The 14217-nt window shown below is 66.7% G+C and carries 9 protein-coding genes; 2 read left to right on the forward strand and 7 right to left on the reverse strand.

The genetic code is table 11. From position 1 onward, the window contains the following. Positions 1-3 precede the first annotated feature (3 nt). A complete protein-coding gene (locus OHB26_RS29290; RefSeq protein ID WP_330180481.1) occupies positions 4-630 on the reverse strand; it encodes a hypothetical protein in 627 nt (208 codons plus the stop codon). 28 nt (positions 631-658) lie between these two features. Then, positions 659-1654 carry a cytochrome c oxidase assembly protein gene (locus tag OHB26_RS29295; RefSeq protein WP_330180482.1) on the reverse strand — a complete coding sequence of 332 codons (996 nt, stop codon included), beginning with the start codon at positions 1652-1654 and terminating at the stop codon, positions 659-661. A 283-nt stretch (positions 1655-1937) separates the two neighbouring features. Between OHB26_RS29295 and OHB26_RS29300 the strand changes: the two genes are divergently transcribed. Further along, positions 1938-2624, forward strand: a complete 687-nt coding sequence (locus OHB26_RS29300; RefSeq protein WP_330180483.1) for an arsenate reductase/protein-tyrosine-phosphatase family protein — start codon at positions 1938-1940, stop codon at positions 2622-2624. Between the two features lie 171 nt (positions 2625-2795). Beyond that, positions 2796-4004: a cation:proton antiporter gene (locus tag OHB26_RS29305; protein ID WP_330180484.1), complete on the forward strand. Its 1209-nt coding sequence runs from the start codon at positions 2796-2798 to the stop codon at positions 4002-4004. A gap of 330 nt (positions 4005-4334) precedes the next feature. Here OHB26_RS29305 and OHB26_RS29310 read toward each other — a convergent pair whose 3' ends face one another. The 5 genes from OHB26_RS29310 to OHB26_RS29330 all read right to left on the reverse strand — a co-directional run bounded on the left by OHB26_RS29310 (position 4335) and on the right by OHB26_RS29330 (position 14039). Next, positions 4335-9371 (reverse strand): DNA repair ATPase, encoded by a 5037-nt coding sequence (locus tag OHB26_RS29310; protein ID WP_330180485.1) that lies wholly within the window; start codon positions 9369-9371, stop codon positions 4335-4337. An 8-nt stretch (positions 9372-9379) separates the two neighbouring features. After that, entirely contained in the window at positions 9380-11233 is a 1854-nt protein-coding gene (locus OHB26_RS29315; protein WP_330180486.1) for an SPFH domain-containing protein, read from the reverse strand. Next, positions 11233-11853, reverse strand: coding sequence for a hypothetical protein (locus OHB26_RS29320; RefSeq protein ID WP_330180487.1), 621 nt, complete (start codon positions 11851-11853; stop codon positions 11233-11235). The genes OHB26_RS29315 and OHB26_RS29320 overlap by 1 nt, the downstream gene beginning before the upstream one ends. Before the next feature lie 253 nt (positions 11854-12106). Next, entirely contained in the window at positions 12107-12526 is a 420-nt protein-coding gene (locus tag OHB26_RS29325) for a MerR family transcriptional regulator (RefSeq protein ID WP_330180488.1), read from the reverse strand. A 1-nt stretch (position 12527) separates the two neighbouring features. Then, positions 12528-14039, reverse strand: a complete 1512-nt coding sequence (locus OHB26_RS29330) for a SulP family inorganic anion transporter (protein WP_442942739.1) — start codon at positions 14037-14039, stop codon at positions 12528-12530. Positions 14040-14217 lie beyond the last annotated feature (178 nt).

A 14217-nucleotide genomic window follows, 5' to 3' on the forward strand; every position in this document is an offset into this window, starting at 1 on the left:
CGTTCAGCGGGGTACCGCCGGCCAGGGCTGGTAGGCGTCCATTCCATATAGCGGAGTGAGGGTTCCGCCCGCGGCCGGTAGCTCGGCCTTCCAGTCGCCGCCGCGCCAAACCTCCGCGACATGCACCGAATTCAGTGCGCCGTCATCGGTCTGCAACGCCAAGTCCGCCTCCGCCCGATCCGTGGTGTAGGACGACCAGTGATAGCCGGCGAAGTAGGGGAGCTGGGAACCGGTGTCGAACCCGGTGCCGAGGTGGTGATCCGGTGGCTGGTCCGCGGGTGCGACGACCGCCATCACCCGCGCGGCGGCGGACCAGGCGGCGCCGTCGAGCCCCGCGAGCCGGGCCTGATGTTGCATCATCGCGATGACCGCGCCTTCGGGAGTGTGGCTGAATCCGGTCGCGACGTCGCCCTGAACGGTCGTCGGTCCCCAACGATCGGCGAAGGGCAATGTGGTTCCGTGCCACGGCCGCCAGGTGATCGAGTGGAACATCATCAGCGACAGTGGGATGGTGTCGCCCGGATGCGCGGAATCGAGCCCCGAGGCCGAAGCCGCCGAACTCCCGCCGGCCGGGGACGAACACGCGACCGCCGTGGCGAGCAGGAGTCCTGCTACGCCGCACCGGGTCATCGCACGATATCGGCGGAATCCGTTGTGGCTACTCGTCATTGGTCATGCCGTTCTGTGGGTGGGCGATCAGTGTGTGCGGGCGGCCGTGCAGTTCCGCCAGCCGGGCGTTGTAGGCGTCCAAGGCTGCTTGCTCGTTGTCGATATCGCTGATGTCGGCGCCGGACTGCCCGAGAGTCGCGTCACCCCGGATAGCATCGAGCCACGGGCCGAGGCCGTGGTCGCCGGACCGAATCCATTGCGCGACAACGATGAGCATCAGCACCATCATCACGCCGTCGCCGCCGACCCACATGATCACTCCGGCCGCGCTCTGGTCCGCGAGGGCGGTCGGTCCCCAGGTGCGGGATGCGGCGTAGGCGGGTGCGAGCACACTGGTGGACATCATCAGCGTGACGCCGACGAGGGTATCGGGTCCGGTGCACAGGGCCAGGACGACCAGTCGCAGCGGATGGGGCCGCGCCGGCTCGATGGTCAGCTCACCGCCGATCAGCGGGAGCAACAGCAGATATCCGCTGAGGAAATACAGCATCAGCTCGGCGTCGTGAATCCACATGTGCGTGGCCATCGCCTGCTGGAATCCGGTGAGATGGGTCAGCAGGATCACCGCGGTGTAGAGCGGGACGGTGAACCGGACCGATACCAGTGATCGCAGTGGACCCCGGGTACGCAACCGGTCGATCCTCGCGCGGGTGTGCGGGCCGGATGCGCTGTGCACCAGGCGAATCGGCTGTGCCCACACGAACAGTGCGGGAACGACCATGATCATCAGCAGGTGTACGAGCATGTGCGCGGTGAACAGGTTGTGCGAATAGATCGCGAGTGCGCTGTTGGTCGTCACCGCCGATACCGCGAGTCCCGCGTACCAGCACCCGGCCCGCGCTTTCGGCCAGGGCATTCCCTGGCTTCGCGCCCGCAGGACCAGCCACGGGTAGATCACCGCACCGGCGACCAGCAGCATGTCCACGATCGGGGACAGGGTCCAGGCACGGAGTAGATCGCCGAGCGTTGGTGCAGAGCTGCTCATCGCTAATCGCACAGTGGCAGTATGCAACAGTTGCTCAGTGCCTGTGTTTGAGGGGTGGTCACACCGAGAAATCCGCTCACCGTCGCCATCCAGCGACGCTTGTCTGAAGACTGGTCGAATCGCGCTGAACGGTTGTCGAGCTAGGCTTTGAGGTGGTTGTCGCGGCTCGCTGATCAGGATTCATCCGCTGAAGGTCCCGCCGTGTACACGGAACCTTGGCGCAGCGACGACGATGCGCCGATCGGCCGAGTCCGGCATCGAGATCGCGGAGAGGGAGTGATTCATGACCGAAAGCCACGCCGACGGCATATCGAACAGCCGCGGCTCATCGGAGGTGCGTCGGGCGACCGAACTGGAACAGGCGGCTGCGCGGCTCCGCGAGGAGTTCGCCCAGCTATGCGACGCCAACACTATCGACCGGATGGTGACTTCCTCCTATGAACGGCTCGCGGCCTTCGCGGCAGACACGGACCGGCTCCCATTCCTGGCCGAGAGGTTTGCGCGCGAGCGGTTGATCGCATTGCTGCGGGCCGTCGGCCGCAGCGTCGGCGCGGGTCCGGCGGTGCTGTTCGTGTGTACGCACAATGCGGGGCGTTCGCAGATGGCGCTCGGATTCTTCACGCGCATGGTGGGCGGGGGCGCGGTGGGCTGGGCGGGCGGTTCGGCACCCGATGCGGTGGTGAATCCGCAAGTGGTGGCGGCGATGGCGGAGCGGGGCATCGATCTTGCCGACGAGTTTCCGAAGCCGTGGACAGACGAACTCATGCGCGCCGCCGATGTGGTTGTCGATATGGGCTGCGGGGATACCGATCCGATCCTGTCCGGGCATCGCTTCGAACAGTGGCCGCTCGCCGATCCGGCAGGGCAGGGGATCGAGGAGATTCGCGTTATCCGGGACGAGATCGAACGCCGGGTCTCCCGGTTGATCGCGAACCTCGGATTATCACCGGCCACTGAAGGCGTGGCGTGATAGGTCGTCGCATCGCGCGTGGACCAGGGCCTGGATTGCCTTGACCTGATTTTGATTTGCGCCCGGGGAATTCTTACGGCATCTTTACTTGCGGAGTGCCGGGAAGTCTGGTCGGCGAAGCGATCCCGAGCCGCGGGTCGCGGTGTGGTGACCGATGAAACGGTGGGGTCGATGACGCTGGTATTGGCGTTCGGGGTGGTACTGCTCGTCTGTGTGTCGCTGTCCGGTGTGGCGGCGCGGACCGTCTTGTCGACGGCATTGCTGTTCCTGTTGGCCGGGGCATTGCTCGGACAGGGCGGATTCGGTGTGGTGACGGTCGATCCCGACGATGACGTGGTCGTGTTGCTGGCCGATGTCGCGCTGTTCACGGTCTTGTTCACCGATGGCCAACGGGCGAATGTGCGTGCGCTGCGCGAAGGCTGGCGGCTGTCGGGCCGTGCGCTCGGATTGGGAATGCCGCTCACCATGGTGCTGATCGCGGTGCCCGCGCACTGGCTGGCCGGATTGGATTGGCCCACCGCGTTTCTGCTCGGCGCGATCCTGTCGCCGACGGACCCGGTGTTCGCCTCGGCGATCGTGGGCCGCACCGATGTCCCGCTGCGTTTGCGTCGGCTGCTCAATGTCGAATCGGGTTTGAACGATGGGCTCGCGCTGCCGTTCGTCCTGATCTTCCTGGCCACGGCCGCGCACCGGGATTCCGGGCTCGGCGAGGTCGCCGTCGAACTGGTGCTGGGTGTGGTACTGGGCATCGCGATCCCGGCCACGGTCGCGCTGGCATGGCGACTGCCGATCCTGACCGCCGAACCGCGTCTGCAAGCCCTGGGCCCGTTCGCGATTGCCGTTTCGCTGTACGGCGTGTGCCACCTGACGCACGCCAACCCGTATCTGGCGGCCTTCGCGGCCGGGTCGACGCTGGCCACGATGGACAAAATGGCGGCCGAGGTGTTCGAGCCGCTCGGTGATCTGCTCTCGGAGATCACGAAATTCGCGGCCCTGCTGGTCTTCGGCGCGCTCATCACCCCGGATCGACTGTCGCACTTGGGAGTCGGCGGCTGGGTGCTGGCCGTGCTCGCCATCGTGCTGGTGCGCCCCGCCGCGATTCTGCTGTCGCTGTTGCGCACCCCGCTCAGCGGTCCCGAGCGCGCCGCCGCGGCGTGGTTCGGTCCCAAGGGGTTCGCGTCGGTGGTCTACGGCCTGCTGGCGCTGCAATCCGGAATTCCCAACGGCGAGTTGGTATTCGATCTGGTCGCGGTGACCATCGCCCTGTCGATCGTGCTGCACTCCTCGACCGATGTACCGGTGGCGAAGTATCTGCGGGTGGAACCGCTGGACGGACTACCGGGTGCGAAGCCACCGGTGGCCACGCCCGCCGACCATTGACGAGCTGCTGCCGCGGGGCCGTTTCCGCCTGCGTCCGCAACGATCTACCCACCGTCCGGATTCTCCCGCCGCTGGGCAGGAAAGTGCGGGTGGACGGCGGCGGCGGTCTCCTGGCTCGCTGGTCCCGCGGTCTGCTCGAGCGTGAGATGACGATCGCACCGCTCACTGGGAATCGATGCCGCGTTGCTGCTGTACCTGATCCGGTTCTACTGGTCGCATCCCGGGGCACGAGGAGAACTCCGCTCCGCGGCGGTCATCGACCGCATGCGGCGCGGAGATCTCCTGGATGGGTGACCTGTGGAATCGGGTCTTGATGCGCCGCACCACCGGTCACGCCGATCTACTGTGCCTTCCGGACGCCGAGTTCGATTCGATGGTGCGCAAGGCGGATTCGATTCCGGCGATGCGGTCGCCGAGCAGGCCGAGCGCGCCGATCGCGCGGACCATGGGATCGTCGTCCGCGCTGCCGAGTGCCCGCTCGCGTAGGTACGCCCTCTTCACCTCGGACCATCGCTCGGCCTGTTCCGCGGTGCGGCGGCCGCGCAGTTCGGCGAGTTTGAGCAAGTTGGATTCGGCTCCGGTGGTGAGGGTTTGGGCTTCGCCGAGGTAATGGTCGTCGATGAGGGTTTCGAGTTCGGCATCGTTCATGACCGGTACGACGCGTTCGGTGAGGGCGTTCATATTGCGGTAGGAGCCCTGGAGCTGGAACGGGGGTTCGGTGCGGGAGGCTTCGGCGGTGGCGGCGGAGGCGATGTAGGCGCGGTTCACCGACATCACCACCTCCTGGATGCGCAGTAGTTTGCGCAGTACCGAGGTGATTTCGGTGAGCTCTGTCGCCGTATAGGGGTGGGTGAGGCGGTCCGCGGTGGCAGGTTCGTCGCCTCGGGCCATGCGCACCAGGACTTCCAGGTCCGCGCGGTCGCGCGAGGAGATCGGCGCGAGAACGGGATTGGTGGTGAGCGCGTTCTCGAGGTAGCTCAGGGCGAACAGGTCGTCGCGGCCCGAGAGCACATCGCCGAGGTTCCAGACGTCGGCGCGATTGGCGAGCATATCGGGGATGTGGAAGCGCGTGCCCTGTTCGGTGTACGGGTTCCCGGCCATACACACCGCGAAGCGTTTGCCGCGCAGATCGTAGGTGCGGGTGTGGCCGTCCCATACGCCCTCCATGCGGCGCTGGCCGTCGCATAGTGAAATGAACTGCTGGAGCAATTCCGGTGCGGTGTGCTGGATATCGTCCAGGTACAGCAGGACGTTATTGCCGAGCTGCAGTGCGAAATTGATCTTCTCGAGTTCCCGGCGGGCGGTGGCGTTCGGGGCGTGCGCGGGATCTATCGAGATCACGTCACGGCCGAGGGCGGGGCCGTTGACCTTTACGAGTATCAGCCCGAGCCGTGCGGCCACGTACTCCATGAGCGTGGTCTTGCCGTATCCGGGTGGTGAGATCAGCAGCAGCAGACCCGAACGGTCCGTGCTGCCCGAATCATCCACGGTGCCGAGCTGTTTCGCCAGATTGTCGCCGATGAGCGGCAGGTACACCTCGTCGAGCAAGCGGTTGCGAACGAAACCGTTCAGCGCGCGAGGCCGAAACTCGTCCAGCCGCAAGCGATTCCGTGCGTCGGTCGCCAGCTCGGTGCGGCGGCGCTGGTATGCACGGAAACCCGGAACCCGTTCCAGCCGGAAGCGGCGGCAGCGGGCCAGGATTTCGTCGACCCGGAAGCTCAACTCCCGCTGTGTGATCCGCGAGTGCGTACCCAGCAGGCCCGGGACCGTGGCGGACAAGGTCGCGGCGGACTCGTAGCGTGGAAACGCGGTTCCGCACAGCACTATGGCCACCGCTTCGGGCAGGGCGCAGGCCAGCTCCAGCCCGTCGTCCGACTGCTCCAGATAAGCGGTGAGCCAGGCGCGTACGAGTTGGTATCGCGTCGTGAGGGCCGCGGCCCCGGCGGATTCCGTGGCGAGCGCGTCCAGGTCGGATTCGAACGCGGTCCACGTGGGTGCGTCGAGGGCTCGGCGAAACCGCTCCAGTAGAAGCCTGGCGTCCGACGAGGCGGCGAATCCCGATGCCGATGCCGACAATTCCTCGAAGAGATATTCACCGGCGAGCGCACCGGCGAAATCGCCGAATCCGAACGCCTCAGCGAATTCGTCTATGCGGCTCCCCAATTCGACGCATACCCGGTCCACCGCGGCCGTCCGGCCGAAGACGGTGCGCGCACGGGCCAGCGAACCGGCGCGCGTGCGCCAGTGGGTGCGCGCCCCCTCGTCGCCGTCGAGGGCGAAGCGCCACCACAGCTGTGCCGCCGCGCGCTCTGCCGCCGGAAACCGCAGCAGCCCCGCGCCCGGGTACAACCGCAGCACCGCACCGAGAATCGCCGTGGCATCATGGTCGTGCACGCCGCGCTCATATCCCTCGTCGTAGCGTCCGGCCGCCACCTTGCGCACGAGTTCGGCCAGATCGCCCTCGGTTCCGGCCGCTTCGCGCAGGGCGTCGAGACCTCCGTCGCGTTCGGCCTCGGCCAGGATCGACATGGCGAGGTGTTCGGCGCGGTACACCTCGGTGGTCTCCGACACCAGCACCTGGGACCAGTACGGGCGGGTGGTGTCGAAGTCGCTGTCGCGCACCGGCGCTCGGTAGTCGGTACCGGTGATCGTGAACCACATGGTGCCCTCGTGCGGCACCATGGTCAGTTCCACCGGCCGGGTGTCGACCGCGAACCGATGGCGGCCCAGGCGAATGCTCTCGCCACCGTCGTCGTAAAGGTCGGCGCGATCGCGCAGCACGCGTCCGGCCTCTTGCCGGGCGGCGCGCAGCCGACCCTCCAACTCCTCGGCTCGCACCTGATCGCCGAGTGCGCGCAGGTCCGCGATCGCCGTGCGCAACCGGGTCACCATGGGATCGGAGGCGAACCAGGTGTTCACTTCGTCGAGCGAGTCCAGCGCGGCGACGCGACGGCCGATCCCGGCCAGAATCCGTTGCGCCGAGGCGGCGATGCGCTCGCCGTGCTGTGCCCGCTCGTCCAGTAGCGCTTGTTTGCGCGCCGAGAACGCCTCGTACACGTCCTCGCGCTTGGTGCTGAGCCGGTCGGCGAAATCGTCGATCTCACCGAATCGGGTCTCCAGATTCTCGATGGCCAGCAGCAGGGTCGCCAACTGCTCATCGCAGGCGTCGGGGGAGTCGCAGATCGCGAGCGCGCCGGTGATCGCCTGACCGAGCAGCGTGAATTCGGCGGCGAAACCCGCGCGTCCTTCCTCGGACGCGAGTTCGCCGCGCCGCGCCTGCACGGTCGCGCGTACCCGGTTGACGCCGGCGAGGACCGCACCGATCCGGGTCAGAATGCCGGTTCGGACGGTGGCGTCGGCGATGTCGAGAGCGCCGACGATCTCGGTGACGATTCGCAGCGCGTCGCTTCGCTCGGTGAGCCGCTGCCGCACCGGTTCGGCGTCGGCGACGGTGGTGATCGCCCCCGCTTGCTCCAGCAGATCGTCGAGCTCACTGTGATAGCCCGTGAAGGCATCTGCCCCGCTGAGGAATTCGATCGCTTGTCGACCCGCGTCGCCGAGTGCCTCGGTCAGTGCGGCATCGATGGCGGCGATGCGGTCCGTATCGGCGTAGCGCATATCGCGCAGTGTCACCAGTTTGCCCTGTGCGCGGTGCAACTCGGCGAGTAGCCGCACCCAGTCGTCGGCGCTGCGTTGTGCGTCGGTGCGGGCACGCCGGATGAGCGTGGTGGCCTGTTCGGCCGCGGTGTCGACCGCCGCGCTCGCGTGCGCGGTCAGCGCGGTGACCTTCGCGTACTCGTCGAGTACCTGTGCGGCGGTGCTCCGCAGCTCGTCCAGGGGCGCGGCCGCATCGCCCAGATCCGGTTCGCCGAGCCAGTGATAATGGTCGGCGGCGCGTGTACATGCCGCGATGACGGCCTCGAAAACCGCCGCGTTGGGCCGCATCTCGTCCACCATGCGGGCCACCGCGAGACAGTCGGAGATGCCGCGCACCAATTCGGCATTACCGACCCGATGCAGCGGGCCGCTGCCGACCGGTTGGGCGGCGGCATGGGTATCCGAGACGAACGGTGTGCGCCACACCTGCATCGGATGGACGCGCGTCGGCTCGTCGGACAACGCCCGCAGGACCGTCAGGGTGCCCTCATCGAACAGCGCATACCCCTGGCAGGACAGGGGATTGGCGACCTCGGTGCGCACCAGGTTGTAGGGCAGCAGCAGTGTGCGGCCCGCGGCGCGGGCATGGAAGACGTAGAGCACGTCCTCGCCGTTGCCCGCCCGAATCGTCCGCTCGTACTCGAGGTCGTCGACAACGGTGTCGAACCGTTTGTGCGCCCCGGTGGCCAGGTAGTAGCCGCCCGGGAAGATGATGCCCTGATCCTCGGGCAGTCGCCGGCACGACTGCCCGATACCGTCCAGACGGACGACATCCCGGGTGCGAATATTGAAAACCAGATGCCGCCAGTCATTTTCGTTGTATGGGCGCACGCGCAGCAGAATCAGCGGACCGAGCCGGGCGTAGTGCACGTCCGCGTCGGCCAGACTCTGCAGCGGTTCGTCGACCGGCTCGCTGTACACACCCGCGCCGGACTCGGTGTTGTTCTCCACTTTGATGGTGAGCGTGCCGCCGAGTGTCTCGACGAACACCTCACCCAGGATCGACAGGTGCGGGTGCCGGCCCAGTACCTGGTCATCGCGGGTGGTCTCGATCCACTCGAACTCGTGTGCGGGCGGGAACACGTGATCGCGCTCGCCTCGATTGTCCAGGTATCGGATCGACCCGCCGGGGTCGAGTTGCCAGCGCAGCACCCGAATATCGCCGGTGCGCTGTCCGGTCTGGAATACCGCGAGCAGCCGACCCTCGACGCGCCGCAATCGCAGCAGCCGGGTCTGGCTGTAATACCGGTAGAGCTCCGCGAAATCATGCTGGAACCGGGGGTCGTCGAAAAGCCCGGTGGGCTCGGCGGATCGGAATTCGAAGCCGGATGCGTCCCGGTCGCCGCGCGGCGGATCGGCCCGAGGCGCGAACCGGTGCACCGCGAACACGTCTTCGACGGTTGTTTCCGGACGCGTGCCGACAAAGATGTTGTAGCCGAACACCATTCGGCCATCGGGCAGCGCGACCACATCGCGCGGCACACAGTTGTTCGCGGTGCGCATGCGCTCGGTGCCGAGCAGGGTCAGCTCCGAACCGCCGAACTCCTCGACTCGCTGCCGGTTGAGAAGCGCTGCGCGCCGGGCCAATTCGGCGGCATGCTCGGCCAACCTGACGCGCAGGATTTCGTAGGTGCCGGAGTCCAGTGTCGTCTCGGCCGCGGCCCGGCCGCCGGATTCCCCTCCGATCCGGCGGCCGGTACGCGACTGCATATCGATGCTCATTTGACCGTGACCCGCTCGCCGTCACCGGAACCGTTGCGCCCGGCCAACTTTCCGATGAGCGCGGTCGCCGCGGTCTTACCGACCTCGGAATTCCCGATCAGCTGATCGAGCCCCTTGCCCAGGCCGATGGAACCGACAATCCGATCAAGGAAGACCGAATCGCCGCCGACGATATCGATATTCGCCTTCGCCAGCCCGGCGGACAGCACCGTGGCCTGTGCCGCGGCGATCTCCCGGTGCGCGTTGACCTTCGCCAGTTCGACCTCCTTCTCCGACTCCAGCCGCAGCCGGTACTCCTCGTGCTCGCGGGTGGCGTCGTCCAGGGCCGCCATGGCTGCGGCCTTGTCCCGCAACCCTTCCGCCTCGCCCTTGAGCTTCTCGCGCAGGGTTTCGGCCTGGACCAGACCCTTCTCCCGCAGTGCGCTCGCCTCGGCGCGGCCCATCTTCTCGACGGCGTCGGCTTCGCGTTCCTTGACCTGCGCCTGCCCGAGCCCGTAGGCGGCGGACTCGGCCTGGGATGCCTCGGCGAGCCGAATCTTGGCCTGCGCCCGCATATCGGCGCTGCGCTGATCGGCCTCGGCCAAGGTCAGCGCTTCCTTCGCCTTGAACTTGGCCGCGGCCTCCGCCGCCTCGGCCGCCTTGATGTCCTTGACCAGATGTTCCTGCGCCTGCGCCTCGGCGCGAATGATGATGGCCTGCCGCTCCCGTTCGGCGGCCTCCACCGCGCGCAGCCGGTTGATCTGCTCTTCCTGCTCGGCGACGGTCTTGTCCACCGCCACGCGTTCCCGCACCACCTCGGCGACGGTGCGCTTCTCGGTCTCGACCTCGCGATCGGCGGCGATGCGCGCCAACTCCACCTCGCGATCGCGGGCGGTGACCTCGAGCAGCCGGTCCTTCTCGATGCGCTCGGATTCGACGGCTATCACGCGTTCGCGGTTCTTCTCCGCGACCGCGATCTCGCGGCCCGCGTTCTGCTCCTGAATGCCCAGGGCCTCCTCGGTCCGCAGGTGCGCGGTCTGCGAGCGCAGCCGTTCTTCGGCTTGTACGCGGGCGATCTCGGCCTCTTCGCGGGCGCGGGTGGTCTCCACTTCGCGCTTCTGCCGATTCTCGGCGTCGGCCTGCTGACGCTCCAACTCCAGCACCGCTTCGCGCGCCTGGACGTTCTGGCGGGTGATCTCCTTCTCCTCGTGGCGGCGGAACTCGTTGGTGCGCACGTGTTCCACGGCGGTCAGTTCGGTGATCTTGCGAATACCCTGGGCGTCCAGGATGTTCTGCGCGTCGAGCTGGTTCAGCGGTGTCTGCTCCAGATGGTCGATGGCGGCGTCCTCGAGGCTGTAGCCATTGAGGTCGGTGCCGATGACCGCGATGATGCGATCACGGAACTCGTGCCGCTGGGTGTAGAGATCGACGAAATCCAGGTGTTTGCCGACCGTCTTGAGCGCCTCGGAGAACTTGGCGGCGAACAACTCCTGCAGCGTGGCCTGATCGCTGGCGCGGGTGGTGCCGATGGCCTGGGCCACCTTGATGACATCCTCGACGGTCTTGTTCACCCGCACGAAGAAGGTGATGCGGATATCGGCGCGAATATTGTCCCGGCAGATGAGCCCATCGCGGCCGACGCGGGCGATCTCGATGGTCTTGACCGAGATGTCCATATATTCGGCCTTGTGCAGCACCGGCAGCACGACCGCGCCGGTGAAGGTGACATCGACCCGCCGCATCTTCGAAATGATCAGGGCGCGGCCCTGTTCCACCTTTTTGAACAGACTGCTGACAATGAGTGTGACGGCGATCGCGAGCAGTAGCGCGACGGCCAGCAGGACACCGAGTCCAATGGCGATGGTAGACATCAAATCCCCTCCAGTGGGGCCACCCAGAACGTCTCGGTGGCCGGGTCATAGTCGTAGACGACGGCTGAAACACCGTGTGCGAGTGGTGTTTCAGCGGAATGTTCGGCGGTCTGGCGCACCTGGATGACGGCAGCGGAACCGTCCTGCGAAATCAGTTCGGCCTGACCGAAATTCGGGCCGACGTGGCCGGTGCGGATGACGCACACGCGGCCGACGAGGCTGCCGCGAGTGGGCGGTGCGGCGGCGGCGAACACCCCGCGCAGCGGAATCACCAGCGCTCGCACCGCCGCGACCGCGGCGAGGAAGGCGACGATCAATACCGCGCAACCGGCGAAAGCGCCCGCGGCACCGGTGAGATGCAGTCGGCCCGTGAGCGTCGAGCCGGCCAGGCACAGAAACCAGGTCAGTGCGATGAGCGCCGACACTGTGATCGTGACCGGGACACCCCCGAGTCCCCACCGGTCGTGTAGACCGGGAATCGTTGCGTCGGAGTCAGTTTCGAAGAGGTCGTGATCGATCGCACCGGCCAGGGACACCAGCCAGTACACGATCACGACAATCAGCGCGAAGCTGAAGACAACGGTGGGGAAAGTGAGTGTCGCGGTGAGGAATTCACGCATGCCCGGCACGAGCCGGGTGGAAACGGACGCGCAGCGGCGAGAGTTGTATCACGAGAGACTCCATCGGTCGTTCCACCGCAATCCACACAGCGGCGGATTGCGTGCCGACCAGACTTCCCGGCTCTCCTTGCCCGTAAGAATGCCGTAAAGACCGTTCCCGGGCAAGTCGAATAACCGCACCGGCGCGTCGCCCGTTCGAGCTGGGATTGTCGGCGTGGCAGGCGATTCCGGGCACGGCGTTGCCGAGTTCCGGTCAGTCCTGATCGGCCGTCGGCACCCGCGTGCGAGCAGCAAGCAACTCGGCGAACTCCTCGGCATAGGCCAGTTGGCGGCGCAACCGTTCCGCGCTGTCGCCGGCCTTGGCCCCGCACTCGCGCAGGAACGCCCGGGCTTCGGTCCGCTCCGCCGTGGTCGTGGTGCGATCGTCGAGGATGTCGACGGCATCGAGGAGCGACTTCATCTCCGCGAGGGTGAAACCGAGTGGCTTCATACGGCGGATGACCAGTAGCCGGTCCACATCCGCCTCGGTATAGAGCCGGAACCCGCCGGCCGAGCGGGCCGACGGCTGTACCAGCCCGACCTCGTCATAGTGACGAATCGTCTTGAGTGACAGCTCGGTTCGCTCGGCCACCTGGCCGATCTGCAAGTAGCGCGCTCCGAAATCGGTACCCATGTCAGTGCGCGGCCAGGTGACCGGAGAGGCGTTCGCGGCGGGCTTCGGACGCCGCGTTGAGGCCGATGATCTCCACGTTCTTGCCCTTGGCGGCGTATTTGGTGGTGATGGCGTCGAGCGTGGCCACGGTGGAGGCGTCCCAGATGTGCGCCTCGGACATATCGATGATCACGTTGGCGGGATCGCTCGCATAGTCGAACTGATAGACCAGGTCATTGCTGGAGGCGAAGAACAGTTCACCCCGGACCTTGTACACCCGGGTGTCGATCTCGCCGTCGTGATCGGCGTCGGACTCGGACACCTTGTCGACCTCGGTGAAGTGCGCGACCCGGTGCGCGAAGGCGACCATGGCGGTGAGCACCCCGGCGATGACGCCGTAGGCGAGGTTGTGCGTGGCGACGGTGACCGCGACCGTCACCAGCATGACCGTGGTCTCGGCGATCGGCATGCGCCGCAGGGTTTTCGGCGCGATCGAATGCCAGTCCAGGGTGCCTGCCGACACCATGATCATCACCGCGACCAGTGCGGCCATCGGGATGCGCGCGACCAGCCCGCCCAGGCCGACCACCAGGATCAGCAGGAACACACCGGCCAAGAAGGTGGAGATGCGGGTGCGAGCTCCGGAGACCTTCACGTTGATCATGGTCTGGCCGATCATGGCGCAACCGCCCATCCCGCCGAAGAATCCGGTCACGATATTGGCGATGCCCTGCCCCCAACCCTCACGGGTCTTATCGGAGTGGGTGTCGGTGATGTCGTCGACCAGCTTCGCGGTCATCAGCGATTCCAACAGTCCGACGAGCGCCATCGCCAGCGCGTAGGGCGCGATGATCTGCAGCGTCCCCAGATTCAGCGGCACGTCCGGAATCAGCAGCGCGGGCAGGCTGGACGGAAGTTCGCCCTCGTCACCGACATTGGGCACATTCAGGGCGAACATCATGGTGACCGCGGTGAGCGCCACGATCGCGACCAGGGGTGCGGGCACAGCGGTGGTCAGCTTGGGCAGCAGCACCATCACGGCCAGGCCGATCGCCACCATGGGGTACACCAGCCACGGCACCCCGAACAGATGCGGCACCTGCGCCAGGAAGATCAGGATCGCCAGGGCGTTGACGAATCCGACCATGACACTGCGCGGAATGAACCGCATCAGCTTGGCCACCCCCGCCACGCTCAACACGATCTGCAGTACCCCGGCCAGAATCACCGTGGCCACCAGATAGTTCAGCCCGTGCTCGCGCACCAGCGGCGCGATCACCAGCGCCACCGCACCGGTCGCCGCGGAGATCATCGCCGGACGGCCGCCGGCGATGGCGATGGTCACCGCCATGGTGAACGAGGCGAACAACCCGACTCGCGGATCCACCCCGGCGATGATCGAGAACGAGATCGCCTCCGGGATCAGCGCCAGCGCGACGACCAGACCCGCGAGGGTTTCGATCCGCAGCCGTTTCGGGCTGCGCAGCGCGGCCAGCACCGAGGTGTCGGTGGGTCGGTGCGTTGTCGACGCCATGGGTTCTCCGTCCGTCGAGCGCATGGGCGCACCCGGCGAACGGGCGTCCGCCGGTGAGTTGAAAGGAAGCCGAGCGAGCGACCATCACGGGGGAGGGGTATATCCGCGGCGCGGATACCGAAGGCCAGCAATCGTTCAGCGAAACGACCCTACCCTCCGGTAAGGGTAGAGTTGAAAT

It is taken from the genome of Nocardia sp. NBC_01503, from assembly GCF_036327755.1.
Classification (GTDB): Bacteria; Actinomycetota; Actinomycetes; order Mycobacteriales; family Mycobacteriaceae; genus Nocardia.

Coding starts and splice junctions, on each gene's coding strand:
- OHB26_RS29290 (WP_330180481.1), bottom strand. CDS start 630: ATGACCCGGTGCGGCGTAGCAGGACTCCTGCTCGCCACGGCGGTCGCG.
- OHB26_RS29295 (WP_330180482.1), bottom strand. CDS start 1,654: ATGAGCAGCTCTGCACCAACGCTCGGCGATCTACTCCGTGCCTGGACC.
- OHB26_RS29300 (WP_330180483.1), top strand. CDS start 1,938: ATGACCGAAAGCCACGCCGACGGCATATCGAACAGCCGCGGCTCATCG.
- OHB26_RS29305 (WP_330180484.1), top strand. CDS start 2,796: ATGACGCTGGTATTGGCGTTCGGGGTGGTACTGCTCGTCTGTGTGTCG.
- OHB26_RS29310 (WP_330180485.1), bottom strand. CDS start 9,371: ATGCAGTCGCGTACCGGCCGCCGGATCGGAGGGGAATCCGGCGGCCGG.
- OHB26_RS29315 (WP_330180486.1), bottom strand. CDS start 11,233: ATGTCTACCATCGCCATTGGACTCGGTGTCCTGCTGGCCGTCGCGCTA.
- OHB26_RS29320 (WP_330180487.1), bottom strand. CDS start 11,853: ATGCGTGAATTCCTCACCGCGACACTCACTTTCCCCACCGTTGTCTTC.
- OHB26_RS29325 (WP_330180488.1), bottom strand. CDS start 12,526: ATGGGTACCGATTTCGGAGCGCGCTACTTGCAGATCGGCCAGGTGGCC.
- OHB26_RS29330 (WP_442942739.1), bottom strand. CDS start 14,039: ATGGCGTCGACAACGCACCGACCCACCGACACCTCGGTGCTGGCCGCG.